This window comes from Prosthecobacter fusiformis, from assembly GCF_004364345.1.
GTDB classification, from domain to species: Bacteria; Verrucomicrobiota; Verrucomicrobiia; order Verrucomicrobiales; family Verrucomicrobiaceae; genus Prosthecobacter; species Prosthecobacter fusiformis.
In genome coordinates this window covers 1,212,393-1,229,567 of the sequence record NZ_SOCA01000001.1, presented here as the reverse complement: position 1 = coordinate 1,229,567, position 17,175 = coordinate 1,212,393, and the positions used below count along the sequence as shown (strand labels likewise).

The window sequence follows — 17,175 nt, the reverse complement described above, 5'->3', positions numbered from 1 at the left end:
ATGATTCAACGGACAGAGGTGGATTTTGAAACAGAAACGGTAGGGCTGCTTTGAGGTTGCAAGCCGGCAAGGTCAGGTGCTTTGCGGAAAGTGATGGGAACATTCTGCCGGGCCAGAAGATTGAGTGTCCCGATCTCCCATTGACGAAGCCGTGCTTCGATGCGGACTCTGTCCAGACGGGCAAGCTGCAAATCCAGGTCATCGACGCCAAAGGTAATGACCGATTTATCCGCAAAACTGGCCACCATGGAATAAGGGGTCTGGATTTCAATGCTACGGACTTGCGGCTGGCCTTGCTCAAAGCGCAGTTCCAATTCCTTCAGCAGCCTGAGTGCTGCCGTCAATTGAAGATCCTGAATGGCGGTCCCCGCTGTCTTTTGCGAGAGATCAGCATAACGGATCACTGGCAGGCCGACGGTGGATTCCGTCACGACATCGCAGGGGAAAGGCACGGCTTCATGATCCAAAAGATAACCGACCTCCGGCCGACAAGGAATCATGCCCAACTTTGGGCAGTCCAGCCAGGCCACGGGCTGCCTTTGGGTGATGCGCAGAGTCATCAAACCAGCATCAAAATCACGTTGGATGGATACGTCCTTCACGGGCGGGAGCTGGCGCAGGCGGGTATGCAGAGCGCGCATATTGATGGAGAGAAGGTTTTCTCCACGGGTGAGCAGGGTTGCTCGCACGATTTTTTCCACCGTGAGTGGACCACTGGTCTGTACGGCCACATCCCGCAGCTCAAACTGAGGATTTTTGAGAATGGATTCCTGGACTGTGATCTTCAGCAGAGCCAGAAAACAGATGATGATGATGAGGCCGAGTGCCCATTTAAAGCCTCTCCGCTGGGCGGCCTGCTTTTCCATTTCACGAATCTTGGGCGAATCCACCCGTAGGCAGACATCCATGGTCACACCACCTGCCCAGCGAGACTGCCGTTTTGCAGCGCTGCGGGGCGGCTTCTTAGCCGGGGCGGAAGCTTTCTTGGGAGAGGCCATGTTTCGGGATTTCATCAAAAGCACGGATGCATTGATGATTAGCGAGTATTAAATACTCGAAACGCAGTCTAAGCGCCATGACTTTTCTAGAAAAAAGAGTGGGTGCGAGATTTCCCGCCCTTTATCTTAAGGTCTCGCGGCCAGTGACAGCTCAATAATTCGCACACACAGGTCCGGAAAATCAATGCCCACGGCCAGCGCTGCTTTGGGCAGCAGGCTGCTGCTGGTCATTCCTGGGATGGTATTGATCTCCAGGACAAAAGGCTCATTGTCATGCCGCAGCATGATATCCACCCGTCCATACACTTCTGTTCCGCAGGACTTAAAGGCAGCCATGGCAGCGTCCTGAATGCGTTTGGTTGTCACCTCGTCCAGCTCAGCAGGACAATGATACAGGGTCTTGCCGGTGCCCGTCATCCAGGGGTACTTATTGTTGATGTCGTAAAATCCTTCAACAGGCTCGATGTGAATGATGGGCAGTACCTGGTCACCCAGGATGCCGATGGTCAGCTCTTTCCCTTCGATGAATTCTTCCACCAGGGTATCTTTGCCAAATTTTTTCGCTTCTTCGACGGCCTTGGTCCATTCTTCTTCTGTGCGGCAGATGTTGACGCCTACGCTCGAGCCTTCACGCGGTGGCTTGGAGACCAGGGGAATAGAAATGTCCAGTGGCTGGCTGCCATCCAGGAGGTAGTTTTGGGAGCGTGGGGTAGGCACCCCTGCGGCGATGAACTTCTCTTTGCTCCGACCTTTATCAAAAGCGATGCGGCTGCTCTGTGCGCCTGCACCGGTATAAGGGATGCCACGCTCCTCCAGGATCGCCTGGAGCTGGCCATCTTCACCAAAGGTGCCATGGATCAAGTTCATGGCGATGAGCGCATCCGCAGGCACTTCAAAATCCGGGCCGGTGACATCCACCTCCACCACTTCGGCTCCTTTGCTTTTCAGCGCGGCAACGACGCTTTCCGCCGTTTTGACAGAAACTTCACGTTCCGAACCGGGGCCGCCAAAGAGGACGGCGATCTTCTTGCCTGTGATGTCGAGCATGGTTTGCAGATATGCTATGACTCTGGCGTGCGCGCAAGAGCGCCTGAAGAAAATCCCAACGTGATCTCTTGCCAGCCTGTGGCTGCATTCATACTCTGGCGATCATGAAAATGCTGCCGCTGCTGCTGATGGGAGTTTCAACTGTCGTTTATGGCGATGAAACACGCGATGCCCTGTTCGCCGCCACGGTGGATGAAATGTTCCCCAATCTGGTGGAGACCCGGCGCGACATTCATTCCCATCCGGAGCTTTCCAATGAAGAGGAGCGCACTGCTGCATTGGTGGCTGACCGCCTGCGCGCACTGGGACTGGAAGTGCAGACCGGCGTGGCCAAGCATGGTGTGGTGGCTTTGCTCAAGGGCGGTCAGCAGGGCAAATGCATCGCCGTACGGGCGGACATGGACGCTCTGCCCATCAAGGAACTGCGTTCCGTTCCTTATCGGTCACAGAACCCAGGTGTCATGCATGCCTGCGGGCATGATATTCATACTACCGTAGCCCTGGGCCTGGCGGAACTGCTGGTCAAACATCGGGACCAGGTGCGTGGCAGTGTGAAGTTTCTTTTTCAACCTGCTGAGGAGGCGATGCCCTCCACTTATAAGAAGGATTGGGGGGCCAAGCTGATGGTTGCTGAAGGGGCGATGGCGAATCCAAAGCCGGATGCCATTTTTGGTCTGCACTGCACCGTCTCTGTCTCTCCTGTGGGCGTGATGGATGATGACACGCATTACCTCAAAGCAGGCCAAATAGCCTATAGCTATGGTGCGGATAGCGCCAACAGCGACCGCTTTAACATCATCATCCGTGGCAAGATGGCCCATGGATCTGCACCGCATAAAGGGGTGGACGCCATCACCGTTGCCGCGGAGGCGATCACGGCTTTGCAGACCATCCGCAGTCGTCAGACGAATACCCGCCAGCCGCTGGTCATCAGCATTGGCACGATCCAGGGTGGCCAGCGGGAAAACATCCTGGCGGAGGAGGTACAGATGGGCGGCACCGTCCGCACTTATGATGCCGGTTTTCGGGATGGCGTGATCGAAATGATGCATCGAATCCTCAAAGGGGTCACCGAGGCCCATGGGGCGACCTATGAAATGGAGTATCGCAAAGGTTACCCGAGCATCCTCAACAATGATGGGCTGGTCAAAGCTACGCTGCCAGTTCTCAAAAGGATCGCCGGAGAGTCCAACGTGATCGAGGTCATCCCAAGCATGGGTGGAGAAGACTTTTCCTATTTTGCCCAAATGGTGCCAGGATTCTACTTTCGGTTAGGCGTGGCCAATGAAGAGAAGGGCATCATCCATGGCGGGCATACACCCATGTTTGATGCGGATGAAGAATGCCTCAAAACCGGGGTCAAAGCCATGGCGGCAGCGGTGTGTGATTTCTTGAGTAAGTAGTTCAGATCTTTAGCTCGGAACTACTTCGAGGGATATCGGAGGTCAAAAGAAGGATGCGGCGCGGGCTCATGGGGTGTTTCCGAGGCTGGAAAGATACGCCACCAGATCTCGCAGTTCTTCGCGGGTCAGATTCACAATCAGCCCTTCCGGCATCAGGGACCCGGCCTCCTGGCGGTCTTTGATCTCCGTAAGCGGGAACCGTGTGAGGGTGCCGGCCAGGAAGTCTTTCAGCTCCAGTTCACCGTTGTCTTCGGCGGTGCGATAGCCCTGCAATGTGCGGCCGTCCTTCATCGTCAGTGTGGTGGCCACATAACCTTCTTTGATCTGACGGTTCGGCCACACCACGGCCTCAATCAGCAGTTCCACCGGGACACCACGCCCAACGGCATCCAGCTCTGGACCGATGATGCCACCCTGTTTGCCGATTTGATGGCAGGCTACACAGCCTGCGAGAGGTGATGAAAAAACTGCTTTACCCCTGGCGGCATCGCCGTTGGATTTCACCTCTGCCGCCAGGGTCTGAACCCAGGCTGGGTTATACACCGGCTGCACGTTTTTGACGCCGATGATCTGGCTCAGTACGGCGGTCAATGTCGCATCGCTGCGGCCCTTCATCGTTAAGGTGGTCAGGGCCAGTTTGGCCGTCTCGGGCTTGCAGGGATTTTTGTCCAGTGAGGCGGCAAAAGCTTGCACCGCTGCCGCCCGCGCCAGCAGGGGATTTAACCAAGCCTGCATCGTCTTTTCATCCTTCACCTGGTCCAGCATCGCGGCAGCTTTTAATCCTCCCTGCGCAGCCTTGCCTCCAGTCAGTGCGGTTAAGGCGGCGATTCGTACGGGCCAGGGTTCCTGCCCTTTTTCCATGAGGGCGGTAAACGTTTCTGGGGATTCACCCAGTTTTCCAAGCCCCTCAATCGCAGCTTGGCGCAGGGGCATTGCCTCCTGGGCATCCAGTCCGCTTTCACGCAAAGCATCTGCCAGGGACTTGAGCTTCCAGGCACCCGCCAGTCTGCATGCGGCGATGCGGGCGTCGCCTCCGCCAGTTTTCAGCAGTGTCTCCAGGATGGCCTCCGCTCCTTCTGGGACTGCAAACCGCCTCTGTGCGGTCACTGTCGCCAAATCATTCAATACCGCGGGATGGGTGCGGCCAATGTGCAAAGCCCGCAGCCTGTCCTCGGGGCCTCCGCGACTTACCAGCACCTTGTTCAGTGCAATCAATAGCTCAGGAGAAAGTGTCTCCCATTTTATCATCATACCGCGCGCCATCCCCAGCAGCTCCGCGCTGCCGTCTTTTTCCATTAAATAAACCAAATGATGGGCTGGCAAGGACTGCAAAAATGAGGTTCCTCCATCGTCCCGCTGCAACAAGGGTTTCCACTGCGGAGCTGTCGCATGAACCGCCAGCCACAGTGCCCGGTCCAGAAAGCTGTCCATCGGTCTGTCCAGGGCCATTAACGCCACCTTGATGGCCTCAGGTTTATGGACCTTCGCGCATGCAACGATGGCTTCGAGGCGCACGAGAGCCGACTCGTCCCCTATCCGCTGCTCCAGCTTAGCCAGCACTTCTGGCATTTGCCCGGCCCAGTTTCCGAGCGCGTGGGTGGTATAGGCTTTGAAGCCCTCCTCAGCCGTGTCTCCTGGAACGGCCAGCTCGGGGGCGGGTCGCTCATAGGCCTCATGGAGCTGAAGGTGCAAAAATTGCTTTGAATGATCGTTTGTTAAACCTTGGATGGCCTCAGTCCACGGCAGGGAGCGCAGAAGTCTCATCGCTTGGTAGGCGGGCCAGCGGTCTGTTCCTGCGGCTATCTCCTGTAGCTCTGTTGTTTTCATCTGAGCACTCAGTGGTGTGAACCGGGCGCTAGCTTTGTCCTTCACTGTCATCCGCCATATCCTGCCATGCCCTTTGTCCCGGTTCGGGTGTCTGAAGCTGGCCTGATAATGACCGATGATCGGGTTATACCAATCTGCGATGTAGAGTGCGCCATCCGGCCCGAAGCGTACATCCACCGGGCGGAAAGCGACGTTGTCACTGGTGATCAAGGGCGGCTGCTCGATGGCTTCAAAGGCACTGGGATTCTCCTTGTCAGCAGTCAGCTTGTAACGATAAACCGCATTCTCAAAAAATCCGCCAGCCACCACTTCGTTGCACATTTCGTTAGGCCAATGTGCATTGAGAGGGATGTCCACCCCGCAGTATTTGCGCAGGCCGCTAGTTTTGATGATCTGGCCGCTGTTGGGCATCATGAAGCGGCTCAGCAAAAAATAGGGAATACCATGTTGTCCAGGCACCTCCGGCACACTGACCTCCTTGGGCCGTGCCCAAAACATGCCCGCTGCGCCAGCCACCATCACTGGCTGTCCCCATTGGGTGAAGGCTGTACCCCAGGCATTTAGCGGCATGCCTGTGGGATAGGATTCCAGCTTCCGACTGTGCGGCCAAAAACGCCAGAATCCGGCACCATAAAGCTGCTTCACCCCCCAGGCGGTGGTGACTCTGGAGTAACAATGAAGTCCCTGGTGCATGACCAGTGTTCCGTCGGGTGACCAGATGAAACTGTTCAGATTCTGATGCGTATCAGCGGTGCCAAAGCCGCTTAAGATGACTTCCGTCTGGTCAGCCCGATCATCACCATCGGTATCTGTCAGCAGCAGCAGCTTTTCGCCTTCGCCCACATAGAGCTGGCCTGGACTGCCCAATTCCATGCCCATGGGCATGCGCAGACCATCCGCCCACACGGTCTGCTTGTCCGCACGGCCATCGCCGTTGGTGTCCTCCAAAATGATGACTTTATCATTCACCAGCTCACCTGGGGCCGGCTGTGGGTAGGCACTTGTTTGCAGACACCAGAGGCGGCCTTTTTCATCCCAGCGGATGGCCAGGGCATTGGCGATGCCCTGGCTTTCATCAGCAAAAAGATTGACCTCAAATCCATCCAGTACCTTGAAAGAGGCCAGCTCTGCTGCGGGTGAATGGTCAGTGGGAGGTTCACCGACAGAGATGGATTTCCGCTCATTTTTTTGTGCGCCGACATGAGTGGTCAGCAGGGCCAGGACAATCAGCAATGGCAGCGCTTTCATGGCAGCTTCCTCCCCAGTTCTTCGGCCTTTTTCCATAATTCGTTTTCCTTGGCTTTGATCAATGCTTGATACTTCTCCAGCTCCGCTGGGAACCAGCGTCGTCTGGGGTCCAGATGGTCTCGGCTGCTCGGCTGGGAAGTGCGGTCACCATGCAGAAAGGCCCAGTTGGAGGGCCTCCAGTAGTCGTGCCAGAGTTTGTTCTTCATCATGATGTCCGCCTTCAATTCCTGGGCGGCTTTACTTTCCGGCAGCATGCTGGTCGTCAGCACCCGCAGCCCGACTTCACGTGCTCCTGACTGGGTAAGGTTGACGCCGTCCATGGTCATCGGCTGCGGGCGGGCATGGTTCCATCCTTCGGAGGAACCTGCATAGTAGGCCCCATGTGCCTGCGCTATTTCGCGGATGACTTCGTTATACTTCACCAGCACTGGATTCAGCAGACTGAGATCCCGTAGCGGCGCGGCTTTCTTTTCAAACGGCGCAGCCTCCACCAGCACCAACCGCGGAGTGATTTCAGCGCATGCCTTGACCATTTTATTCAAGGCTTCTCGAAAGTCTGCGAGTCCTTCCTCCCCACGCTCTAGGCACTCCTGACGGCCAAACATCATCACGGTGCAGGTGGCTGTCGTACGTTGCAATTGCTGGCGCAAATCTCCAAAATTCAGCGGGCGATCCTGACGGAATACCGTGTCCGTTTCCCAGGCCAGGGAGCGCATTTTTGGGTGCTTGTCGGCATGGCCTAAAAGGATCACGGATTCCAGGCTGCCTTCCTCCATCACTGCCACGGCTTCCGTGCCTCCAAGCACCGCGATGACCTCATCCTTCATGATTTCAAAGTTGTACATGTCCTTTGGACTGGACTTTGATTTGACTGGAATTTTTTGTCCCAGTTCCAAAATTTCCAGTCTGGACAAAGCGCGGTCATAGAGACGGACATCTGACACCACTCCCCGGAAGGCATTGTCCCCGATCATGAGCGAACCTTTCGCTAAAGGAATAGCTCCAGGTGCCAGCGGCCCGCTGGCAAGCTCGACCCCGTCCACCCACAGTCCGGTCAGCGACTGGCGTGCCTCTCTTCTCACTCGCAGCACGATATGATGCATTTCCGCCTTGGAGAGTTCGTTTGCAGGAAGAGGTACATTGAGGTCGAGTTTTGCACCTGCAGGAGTGCTGATTTGAAGATCCAGGTCCGTCCCGTTTTTGAGTATAATTTGAAAATGCTCCGCCTTTACGAGCGGAACTGCATCCCTTGGCTGCTGGCCGTCTGTGAAGAGCTGAAAGGACAGGCTGAAGTGATCCAGCTTCAGGTCCTCCGTATCCACTGCCCTTGTGAAGGATTTCAGCACATCGCCATCATCATGCTTCCTTTGCGTGTGATCCAGGCGGCCTAGCACGCCCGAGTCTAGGCCCGGACTGTCAGGTCCAGGCTCCACTTGGGCCAGAATAGTGGTGCTGATGAGGAATAAGAGACTGGCCACATACAATCGCATCGCATGAGAACTGCGGCCATGGAGCAATCTTGCCAAACAAATCCTGTTCATAGCCCACCCTGGCTGCTACTGCTCAAACAGTTCCTTTTAATCCCTCCGCTCCCATGAAACTCAAACTCGACCTTCACGACTTCCGGGTGCCGGACGGCAAGCCATTCCGCATCTCCAAAGCGAAGACTAAGGTGAAGAGTCTGTACTCGGACAATGCTCATTACGAGACACTGATCGCCCAGTTCCGGGAGGAGATTGATGACCTGCAGCAGAAGATGTATGCGCAAGACCGCCAGGGCCTGCTGCTGATTTTTCAAGCCATGGATGCCGCGGGAAAAGACAGCACCATCAAGCATGTCATGAGCGGTGTGAATACGCAGGGCGTGGAGGTGCATAGCTTTAAACGGCCCACCAGTGCGGAACTGGACCACGACTTTCTCTGGCGCACCTCACGGGTCCTGCCTCAGCGGGGTCGCATCGGCATCTTCAACCGCAGTTATTATGAAGAGGTTCTCTGCTGCCGGGTGCATCCGGAGATCGTGACGGAAATCCAGCGTCTGCCGGAGAAGACGACCCGCAATTTGGACAAGCTCTTCGCTGACCGTCTCAAAGACATCCGCAATCTGGAGGCTTACTGCCACCGAAACGGCATTCGCATCGTGAAGTTCTTCCTCAATGTCTCCAAGGACGAGCAGAAGAAACGGTTCCTGTCCCGCATTGATACTCCCAGCAAGAACTGGAAGTTTGAGGAGGGCGATGTCAAGGAGCGCGGCTTTTGGAAGGAATACATGCACGCGTATGAAGATGCCATCCAGAGCACCGGTACGGAAGAGTGCCCCTGGTATGTGGTCCCTGCGGACGACAAGAAGAACATGAGGCTCATCGTCAGCGCGGCGATCCTGCATGAGATGCAGGGCATGAAGCTGAAGTATCCAGAGCTGCCCCCAGAGCAGAAAGCCCAGCTAGAGGTGGCGAAGAAGCTGCTGTTGGAGGAACCCGCTAACTAGGCGGACTGGTCATGCCTTCCAGATGAGGATACCTCCGATAAAGCCGGGCTGGTGGATGTCCAGGCGCGGGCCTTTTTCGATTTTGCGAGTGAAGATCCCGGCTTTCGCATTGTTGGGGTCTGAGTAGTGGAGGAAGTCCTTGGTACGCTGCCATCCGCTGATCTTCGCAGTGAACTGGCTGATCATATAGAGGGTGGCATCGGTTTTGGGTGTGATGCGGATGGAGTCAAGCTCACCACCGGGAGTGAGGATATAGTTCCATCCTTCATATTTGGCGGGAACGTGGTTCCAGGCATAGCTTCGGTTTGAAAATGAGCTGGCTCCATTGCTCAGTTTACCGACCTCAGTGAAAGTGCCATCAATGATGAAATCTTTCGTTTCATGACGTTTCATGATGTTCTGGCCGAGCCAGGGACTGTCGTCCTTGGAAGAGAGATCCCGGAAGTTTTTGGCACGGTGAAAGGTCATGTAATTGGCATCATGCGCATTGTGCGCATAGTCCCAGGCCGTGCGGCTGACGTAAATGATGTCATCACCGTCGAATGCCCAATCCACATACTGGAAGGAGTGGTATTTCCAGTCGTGGTGACGAAGGAGGACACAGCGCTGCTCCCAGTAGATGAGGTCTTTCGAGCTGGTGAGGACCAGGTAGTTGCGCCCCGCCATGGGATCCATTTGCTGCGTGGCGAGGGACCAGTAGGTTTTTGATCTTTCGTCATAACGAACTGTGAATTTGACGGCACCACCAGGGAAGTCGATCTGGGAGGCCTTGCCACGAGAGATGAGTTTTTTGCCATCCTCGGAGCAGTCCAGGATAATGGCTTTGTCACGGCCCTCAGAAGCACAGCGCAGGATGTTGACGACTTTGCCATCGGGAGAGACGACTGCATTGCCTTCGAGGAAACCGTTGCCCATCCAGTTCTCGAAATCGTAGTCAAAGGGTTCTGAGACCGTCCAGTTGGATGCGTCCAGAAGATCGGAGTCAATGGGGGCTGAGGACATGTGCGCCCGGAAGAAGTGGCCCCACTTGGTGTTTTTGAGCTTGAGTGTGCGGACCTCTTCCTTGGACATGATGGTCTCCAGCGCACGCCAGAGACGGCCGTTATGAATGACCACGGAGCAAGGTGCGGTATGATAATGCGCATCGGCACGGAGGAGGCCGTTTTTGGAGTCCGTGGGCTGTGTCCATGTCCTGCCGCCGTCTGTGGATTTGCGAATAGCGTAGCAGGAGAAATCCTCCTTGCTATCGGCTACGGGCTTGAGGATGCCGAGGATGTAGAGGTCACCTTTGTGGACGAAGACATTGGCCCACAAGAAGGGAAAATCAGCGAGGGTCGTCCACGTATTGCCCTTGTCCTTGGAAGAGAGGATTGCGGTGGTACGGGCGAGATCCGTTTTGCCAGCCCAGTTATGGGAGGCGATGTAGGTGCCGTCCGGGAGAATGGCAATGGAAGGGGAACTGACGTAGATGTTTTCGAAGTCGGGCGACTTGCTAATGACAATGCCTGGGACGGGGCCAGAATCGTTAGTGGCCTTGGAAGGAAGGCTACTTGAGGGCGGATCCTCTTTCTGTGCGTGAGCTGGAACGCTCAAAAGCACAAGGATGGCAGTGAATGCGCACAGGGAGGGCAGATGTCTCATACAAGGATGCAAAACTATAACACGGTTTCATCAGGCCGGTCTTTGCAGGATTAGGCTTGCAGGGCCCAGTATCGGGAGCGGTAGCAGGGCGCGAACATACGCCAAAGTTGCGGAGAGCTTAGGCTTTGCAAAGAAGGAATTCCAACAGCCTTTGACCGGGGCTCCTCCAATAAATGACTTCAGTCCCACAAGAAGATCTGGGGACTAGCAAAGTACGTGGAAGGAGAGGCCTGCCAGTAGCAGAGGTTACTTCTTCCCGAAGAAAGCGGCCAGCTTTGCCAAGTCCTGAGCCTGAGCCGGTTTCATGGCGCTTTCGATGGCTTCCTGCTGGATGGCACACAATTCGGCGATGCCTTTGCGGCCGACCACCAGCATGGCGTCCAGCTCGGCCTGGCTGAAGGTGGCTTCTTCACCGCTGCCCTGGATTTCCACGAAGTCGCCCTTGTCGGTGAGGACGAGGTTGCAGTCCACATCAGCATCGCGGTCTTCCACATAGCAAAGATCCAGCAGGGTCTCACCCTTCAGCACGCCGGCGCTGATGGCGGCCACTTTTTTGGTCATTGGCTGCTGGGTGATTTTGCCTTTTTCCAGCAGGCGATTGAAGGCGATGGAAGCGGCGATGCAGGCTCCGGTGATGGAGGCCGTGCGGGTGCCGCCATCGGCCTGGAGAACATCGCAGTCAATGCACAGGGTGCGTTGGCCGAGTTTTTTGAGATCCACCACGGCGCGCAGACTGCGGCCAATGAGACGCTGGATCTCGATGCTGCGGCCATCGGGGCGACCCTTGCTGCTGTCGCGGTCTTTGCGGTCCAGCGTGGAATAAGGCAGCATGGAATACTCAGCCGTCAGCCAGCCGCCTTGGACATTCTGCATTTTCATCCAGCGTGGCACTTCATCCTGGATCGTTGCGGCACAAATGACGCGGGTATCGCCAAAGGCGATGAGCACGGAAGCGGTGGCGTGGGGGGCTACATCGAGGATGTAGTCAATAGGGCGAAGTTGGTCGTGGGAGCGTCCGTCGGGTCTAGGCATCGCTGGCCTTAGCACAAGGCAGGCATGGTTGCCAAGCGCCAAAGCAGATCACACCCGGATCATGTCCTTCACCACCTGAAACCAAAGGTAAAAGCAGCCGCGCCAGGAGTAGCGGAAGACGCCTTCCCCCGCAGGCTCAATGACGCCGATGGTGATGTTGTGGTCAATCTGCGCGCTCATGTCACGCTCGATGTAGTTGGACAGCTCTTCTGTATCCAGTTCGGCAAGCTGGTCGGTGACTTCATTTTTGGCCAGGAATGCCTGATGCGCTTCCACGAGTTGATCCATGGATTCCGCATACACATGCCGGTTCATCCGATGCTGGGGGGAAAATTGCATCGTGGGGGCAAACGGGTAGTTGGTGGTCGTAAACGTCACGCCTTCCTGGGTGCGGGAGGTGAGGCTGACATACGAGAATGAATACAGGCCCTGCTGCGCGAGTGCAATGGAGGCCTGGGTGCGCATTTCACTGTGGTAAAACAGACGCATGAAATGATCCGTCTCACTCCATTTCCAACCTGTGTCACCGGCTTCGACGAAACCTGCGGCTTCGGTTTCCTTACTGAGTTCATCCAGGTCAGGAAAAATTTCACGAGAAGGTGGAAAGCGATGTTTCACCTCGCTGGTCAGAGGGAAACGCAGCTGCCGGACCCGGCCCACGATTTCGAGCCAAGGTAACATGAACCACAGAGCGATGCCAAAGGCCCCGGCTGCATGACTGTCTGTCAAAAAGTAACCGCCCAAATAGGATGCACCGAGATAAGCCAGCCAGCCGAGCTTTTGCAGGAAACGGTTGTCAAAGGTACGGCACGCCACCGCAAATACGACGATCGCGGCCAAATAGAGGAATTGCTGGAGTTCCATTACACACAAATGCGCCCGACAAGCAGTGCCGCATTTTCCTATTATAACTGACGCTGGAACTGAGGCAACCGCTCAATAAGACCTTGGAGGAAGAGACTTTTTTCTTTTCGCTCAGCGCCTCCGGCTCCCATACTGAGAGGATGAAACGCCGTCGTTTTATACAAACAGCCGCCTTGGGAGCCCTGCTGCCAGGAAGGGGAAGCACCCAGGAAACCACAGCCCTGCGCGTGATCGATACCCATACCCACTTTTATGATCCCTCCCGTCCAGGAGGTGTGCCCTGGCCTAAAAAGGACACTCCCCTGTATCGCACGGTGTTGCCTGCTGACTGGCAGGTTTTGGCAAATCCGCTCGGCATTCATGAAACCGTAGTCGTGGAGGCCAGCCCTTTGGTGGAGGATAATCAGTGGATACTAGATCTGGCTGCGAGGGAGAAGTGCATCGTGGGTTTTGTGGGTAATCTGGATCCGAATGATTCCCAATTTGTGTCCAATCTGAAGCGTTTTGCTGCCAACCCCCTGTTTCGGGGTATCCGCTGGAGGGGAGATCTAGTGCGGCTGGATGAGCATCACGATCAGGTTTGTGCGGCTGCCCGGCTTTTGGCGGAGCTGGGATTGGAACTGGATGTGAATGGTCCGCCCACGAGCCTCCCCCATGTAGCGAGACTGGCTGAAGAGGTGCCTGATTTACGAATCGTCATCAATCATTTGGGCGGTGCAGGAGATCCGCAGAATCTAAAACCAGAATGGAAGGAGAACATCCGACTGGTGGCCAAGCAGCCCCGTGTATTCATGAAAGTATCCGGCATGCCGGAGCAGGTGCGTGCGGAGGAAGGCCAGGCTCCCCGGGATACAGAATACTACCTGCCCGTGCTGGAACACCTTTGGGAATGTTTTGGCCCTGACCGGCTTATTTATGGCAGTAACTGGCCTGTCTCAGACCGTGGTGCAGCCTATGAGACCGTGTTTAAACTCGTGTCTGAATACTTCCAAGGCAAAGGCCAGGAGGCAGCGCAGAAGTACTTTTGGCGGAATGCCAAAGCTGCTTACCAATGGGTGGACAGAGCCTGAATCACTGTCGATCCCGGGAATCGCCTGGGGCAGGTTGGGCCATATTGATGGCCGGTATGGAACCCGAACGCTGATTTTCAGAAGGAGCCACAGGTGGAGTGGCCTGAGCAGGGAGCTGGACAGGAGGTTTGACCAGACCTTGCTTATACTTGGCGATTTCCTCCGGCGTAGGGAGGATAGCCTTCCGAATGATGGGCACCGGCTGAGCTCCAGGGGGCGGGGCAGGAGGCTCGGCCTCGGCCTTTGGCTCAGGCACTGGAGCCGGAACTCCCACGGTGGCTGGTGCGGGAGGAGTCTGCGGTTTTTCACCAGGCATCGTGACGGGGCCTGGAGCAGGATTGCTAGGCTTCGCCGCAACGGTGGGTGGGGCAGGGACGTCCACTGGCTGGCTGGGAGCGGGCTTGGGTTCAGGCTCCACTTTGGCCACCGCAGGAGGTGGGGTAGGAGCTGAAGGTTCATTTGCCACCACCGGCGCATCCTCTGTGGGCACCTCAGGTTTGCTCGCTGGTTTGGAGACAGAAGCCGTCTTCGGTGGCGGAATGGGATCCTCCCCGGAGAACAGCCACCAACCTGCTGCGGCGAGTGTCACGGAAGCCGCCGCTGCCCAGATGGGCCATCCCATGCCTTCGTTCGGCTTGCGACTGCTAAAATCAGTGGGCTTCAGCTTGCGTGAAATGGGGGTGACCGGCATGGCGGGTTCTTCATCCTCATCGGAACCCGAGGCCCATTCGTTATCGAAATCCGAGACGCTGCCCATGCTCTCCATTTCCTCAATAGGCACAGTGACCCCGCGCAGCCGTGAGGCGAGGTCGGGTCCTGTGGTGGTGGAGGCATGCATCAGACTTTCAAATTGCATCAAGAACTCCGCCGGGTTGGGTGCCTGCCCATGGTTGCGTGACTTTTCCAGGCATTCCTGTACAAAGTCTGCCAGTGGTTCAGGCGTGGCTTCTGGAAAGCGTGGGCTCCCCCCGGTCTGGCGCTGGCCAGTCAGCAAGTAGGCCGCTAGAGCGATGAAGGCGCGGCAGCGATAATCACGGTCTGCTAGGTGCGCTTCCATGTGCTCACCATGCTCCGGTTTGTCCACGAGCGGCGGCTCATACAGATTGCGCATGGTGAGGTGGGCGCGCAGCTTCACACAAAAGGCTGGCCAAGCGTCCAGCCTCTTCTGCATCAGCCGGTCATGCTCACGGCTCATGAGAGGGCCGTTTTTACCCACACGCAGGACGATGTTGGAAGGATGGAGGTCCAGCCGCTGGACGCCGCATTCCAGCGCCTGCTCCTGGCCCGCCTGCACTTGACGGAGAAGCACGGAAACTTCCTGCGGATTCAGGGTGATTCGTTCGGCCAGAAGGCGACTGAGTGAAAAACCGGGTTCCCTTTCTTCGGTCAGGAAGGTCCACTCCGGGCTCTCCCAAAGGCTAAGGCTGCGGAGGATGTTCGGATGTTTATCCGCATTGAAGCGCCACATTTGCAGCGGTACGGCCTCATACTGCGTCTTGTCCACGATCCGCGAAGGCGGCAGCAGATGCACGGTGACAGGCTGCTCGTTTTTTGTATTGAGGCAGGGAATGGAGAAAGGATAACGGCGGACGTCGTTTTCACCCTCCACTCGGAAACGGTTTCCCAGGATGATCTCCACGGGCACATTTTCCAAAAGCAGATCCTGAAGCTGGGAGCGTGGCTGCAGGGCGGGTATCACCACCAGTTGCTTGCGCGGATTGCGTGCATTGATGCTGCTGACGAGTGCTCCGATGGCCTCACGCACATCGTCACGCACGCGCTCGATGGAGGTCGGGCTGTTGGCAGGATCTGTCAGGGCCGCACGCATGGCCGTGCGCAGGCTCATGGGCAGGGAAGTGAGGGACGGATAGCGATCCGGGTTATCTCCTGCAAAGGTCTTGCCGGTCAGCATCAGGAACATGAGTTCGCAGATCTGGACTACAAGCCGCGCGCCTGATCCATGTTCACTTTCCGTGGATGAAAGACCGTAATCGTAGATCCGCAGTTGGAGAAAGGTATCCTCCAGGGTAGTCATGACCACCCGATCTAAACGCATCTGTGAGACGAGGCGCTGATACTGTTTGAGCTGCAAGAGATCGTCCAATAGCTGGAAGACCAACGAAAACACGGTCGCCGGCTGGAGAGGACCACGGCGTTTCACATAGTCCTCAATGAATTCACCGTCGTTCAGGTTGCTCGTATAATAGACAAGACCCTGGTCTTCACCCACATCCAGGATGCGCATGAAGGAAGGGCCACGGATTTCGGAGGCCTGCTTGGCACGGTCAAAAGCGGACTTTTTGGCGACGGAATCCAGAGTGCGGCCACTGCGCAAGATGTGCAGTTCCACCAAGCGCTTGATGGAAGCATCAAAGGCCAGAAACACCACTTCGTCGGGTGAACGCACCAACCCCACTGGTTCTCCACCAGCGCGTCGGGCGATCATCAAGTGACCAAAGCTTTCAATTTCCGGTATCATTGAAGCGGGAGGGGGTTCAGCCGTGCAAGGGCGAATTCAGCAAGCTCAGATTGAGCCAAAGTTTAAACGAAACGGACATGATTTACCAAATACTGTAAGCGAGCGCAACGATTTGGCAAAAAAATTCCAGAAAATCTGATAATTATGAACCTAAAATTACCTGTTGGATGTGGATTTTATAAAATAAATAAGCATTTGCCCCGTTTTTCGAGTGCAAATGCTCTTGGTTTTGCTAAATGCCAGGGCAGGGACGAATGATTCCCAAACATCATTCTGTCTCTTGCCTCTACCTAAAATACGTTGCTCCTATCTTTCCTAGGCTGCATAACTGCGCGATCTGTCTCCCCCCATGCAATTTGTTTTTCCTACCACTCTTCAGCTCGGCCATGAACACAGCGATGGGTTTCACCAGGAACTGCTGCGTGGGCTGACCCATAAGCTGAACAATCTGCTGGCTGTGATCCAAGGTTTTAGCAGTTTGATTCTCATGACGGACGATCTGGATCCGGGCGTGGCTGAGAATATGCAGCATATCCGCGAGGCTTCCGTGGGCGTCTCCGCCTTGAGCGAGCGTATACGCTCCGCTGGCGGTTGTGCCAAGCTGACCCTCCAACCACTGAGCCTGAATGAATACCTGGGTGTCGTCGAAGCAGCCCTGCTGGAGCCATTCACCAAAAACGGTATTCAATTGGAGGCGGATGTGCAGCAGGGACTGCCCCCTGTGCAGGTGGATCCGACCAAGTTTAAAGACATCCTGATTGAACTGCTGAAAAACGCGGCCGAAGCCGCCAGCAAGGCAGGTGGACGCGCCATGCTGAAAATCGCAGGTCCTGGTGTCATCACTCCGGCGGAGCAACGTCGGGTGGACATCCTGGTGAGCAATACCGGATCACACATCCCCCAGGAAAAGCTGGCTGAAGTTTTCCGCCCTTTCCACGGCTCTAAAAACAGCAACCACCTGGGCCTGGGACTCACCATTGCCGCCATGCTGTCGCATCAGATGAATCTCCAGATCGGCATCGCCTCCGAGAATAATACGACGACTCTCTGGCTGAGCTGCCCCGCCGCGTGAGGACAT

General features: G+C 56.1%; 12 protein-coding genes. 4 read left to right on the top strand and 8 right to left on the bottom strand.

The window, feature by feature from the left end; translation table 11 throughout:
• Positions 1-5: 5 nt before the first annotated feature.
• Both EI77_RS04840 and EI77_RS04835 read right to left on the bottom strand, forming a co-directional pair.
• Positions 6-1,013 carry a cell division protein FtsQ/DivIB gene (locus tag EI77_RS04840; RefSeq protein WP_133793608.1) on the bottom strand — a complete coding sequence of 336 codons (1,008 nt, stop codon included), beginning with the start codon at positions 1,011-1,013 and terminating at the stop codon, positions 6-8.
• A 111-nt stretch (positions 1,014-1,124) separates the two neighbouring features.
• Entirely contained in the window at positions 1,125-2,045 is a 921-nt protein-coding gene (locus tag EI77_RS04835) for a D-alanine--D-alanine ligase family protein (RefSeq protein ID WP_133793607.1), read from the bottom strand.
• Positions 2,046-2,149: 104 nt separating this feature from the next.
• On the opposite strand from EI77_RS04835, the gene EI77_RS04830 reads away from it, so the two are divergent.
• Positions 2,150-3,448 (top strand): M20 metallopeptidase family protein, encoded by a 1,299-nt coding sequence (locus EI77_RS04830; protein WP_133793606.1) that lies wholly within the window; start codon positions 2,150-2,152, stop codon positions 3,446-3,448.
• A gap of 66 nt (positions 3,449-3,514) precedes the next feature.
• Here the strand turns inward: EI77_RS04830 and EI77_RS04825 are convergent, their stop codons facing one another.
• Positions 3,515-6,523 carry a PVC-type heme-binding CxxCH protein gene (locus EI77_RS04825; RefSeq protein ID WP_166647042.1) on the bottom strand — a complete coding sequence of 1,003 codons (3,009 nt, stop codon included), beginning with the start codon at positions 6,521-6,523 and terminating at the stop codon, positions 3,515-3,517.
• A complete protein-coding gene (locus EI77_RS04820; protein ID WP_166647041.1) occupies positions 6,520-8,001 on the bottom strand; it encodes a LamG-like jellyroll fold domain-containing protein in 1,482 nt (493 codons plus the stop codon). The genes EI77_RS04825 and EI77_RS04820 overlap by 4 nt, the downstream gene beginning before the upstream one ends.
• Positions 8,002-8,117: 116 nt before the next feature.
• Here EI77_RS04820 and EI77_RS04815 point away from each other — a divergent pair, with 116 nt between their 5' ends.
• A complete protein-coding gene (locus EI77_RS04815) occupies positions 8,118-9,011 on the top strand; it encodes a polyphosphate kinase 2 family protein (RefSeq protein ID WP_133793603.1) in 894 nt (297 codons plus the stop codon).
• 9 nt (positions 9,012-9,020) lie between these two features.
• On the opposite strand, the gene EI77_RS04810 is transcribed toward EI77_RS04815, so the two are convergent.
• The 3 genes from EI77_RS04810 to EI77_RS04800 all read right to left on the bottom strand — a co-directional run bounded on the left by EI77_RS04810 (position 9,021) and on the right by EI77_RS04800 (position 12,548).
• Positions 9,021-10,652 (bottom strand): sialidase family protein, encoded by a 1,632-nt coding sequence (locus EI77_RS04810; protein ID WP_133793602.1) that lies wholly within the window; start codon positions 10,650-10,652, stop codon positions 9,021-9,023.
• Between the two features lie 246 nt (positions 10,653-10,898).
• Positions 10,899-11,684 carry a ribonuclease PH gene (gene rph, locus EI77_RS04805; RefSeq protein ID WP_133793601.1) on the bottom strand — a complete coding sequence of 262 codons (786 nt, stop codon included), beginning with the start codon at positions 11,682-11,684 and terminating at the stop codon, positions 10,899-10,901.
• Positions 11,685-11,732: 48 nt separating this feature from the next.
• Positions 11,733-12,548 (bottom strand): hypothetical protein, encoded by an 816-nt coding sequence (locus EI77_RS04800; RefSeq protein ID WP_133793600.1) that lies wholly within the window; start codon positions 12,546-12,548, stop codon positions 11,733-11,735.
• A 140-nt stretch (positions 12,549-12,688) separates the two neighbouring features.
• Here EI77_RS04800 and EI77_RS04795 point away from each other — a divergent pair, with 140 nt between their 5' ends.
• Positions 12,689-13,618, top strand: a complete 930-nt coding sequence (locus EI77_RS04795; RefSeq protein ID WP_133793599.1) for an amidohydrolase family protein — start codon at positions 12,689-12,691, stop codon at positions 13,616-13,618.
• A gap of 1 nt (position 13,619) precedes the next feature.
• On the opposite strand, the gene EI77_RS23270 is transcribed toward EI77_RS04795, so the two are convergent.
• Positions 13,620-16,097, bottom strand: a complete 2,478-nt coding sequence (locus EI77_RS23270) for a hypothetical protein (RefSeq protein ID WP_166647040.1) — start codon at positions 16,095-16,097, stop codon at positions 13,620-13,622.
• Between the two features lie 349 nt (positions 16,098-16,446).
• Between EI77_RS23270 and EI77_RS04785 the strand changes: the two genes are divergently transcribed.
• Entirely contained in the window at positions 16,447-17,169 is a 723-nt protein-coding gene (locus EI77_RS04785) for a sensor histidine kinase (RefSeq protein WP_133793598.1), read from the top strand.
• The last annotated feature ends 6 nt before the right edge of the window (positions 17,170-17,175 follow it).

What these genes read in the sequence shown, in the direction of transcription:
- EI77_RS23270 (WP_166647040.1), bottom strand. Translation starts at nt 16,097, where the DNA reads ATGATACCGGAAATTGAAAGCTTTGGTCACTTGATGATCGCCCGACGC.
- rph (WP_133793601.1), bottom strand. Translation starts at nt 11,684, where the DNA reads ATGCCTAGACCCGACGGACGCTCCCACGACCAACTTCGCCCTATTGAC.
- EI77_RS04800 (WP_133793600.1), bottom strand. Translation starts at nt 12,548, where the DNA reads ATGGAACTCCAGCAATTCCTCTATTTGGCCGCGATCGTCGTATTTGCG.
- EI77_RS04795 (WP_133793599.1), top strand. Translation starts at nt 12,689, where the DNA reads ATGAAACGCCGTCGTTTTATACAAACAGCCGCCTTGGGAGCCCTGCTG.
- EI77_RS04815 (WP_133793603.1), top strand. Translation starts at nt 8,118, where the DNA reads ATGAAACTCAAACTCGACCTTCACGACTTCCGGGTGCCGGACGGCAAG.
- EI77_RS04785 (WP_133793598.1), top strand. Translation starts at nt 16,447, where the DNA reads ATGCAATTTGTTTTTCCTACCACTCTTCAGCTCGGCCATGAACACAGC.
- EI77_RS04825 (WP_166647042.1), bottom strand. Translation starts at nt 6,523, where the DNA reads ATGAAAGCGCTGCCATTGCTGATTGTCCTGGCCCTGCTGACCACTCAT.
- EI77_RS04835 (WP_133793607.1), bottom strand. Translation starts at nt 2,045, where the DNA reads ATGCTCGACATCACAGGCAAGAAGATCGCCGTCCTCTTTGGCGGCCCC.
- EI77_RS04830 (WP_133793606.1), top strand. Translation starts at nt 2,150, where the DNA reads ATGAAAATGCTGCCGCTGCTGCTGATGGGAGTTTCAACTGTCGTTTAT.
- EI77_RS04810 (WP_133793602.1), bottom strand. Translation starts at nt 10,652, where the DNA reads ATGAGACATCTGCCCTCCCTGTGCGCATTCACTGCCATCCTTGTGCTT.
- EI77_RS04840 (WP_133793608.1), bottom strand. Translation starts at nt 1,013, where the DNA reads ATGAAATCCCGAAACATGGCCTCTCCCAAGAAAGCTTCCGCCCCGGCT.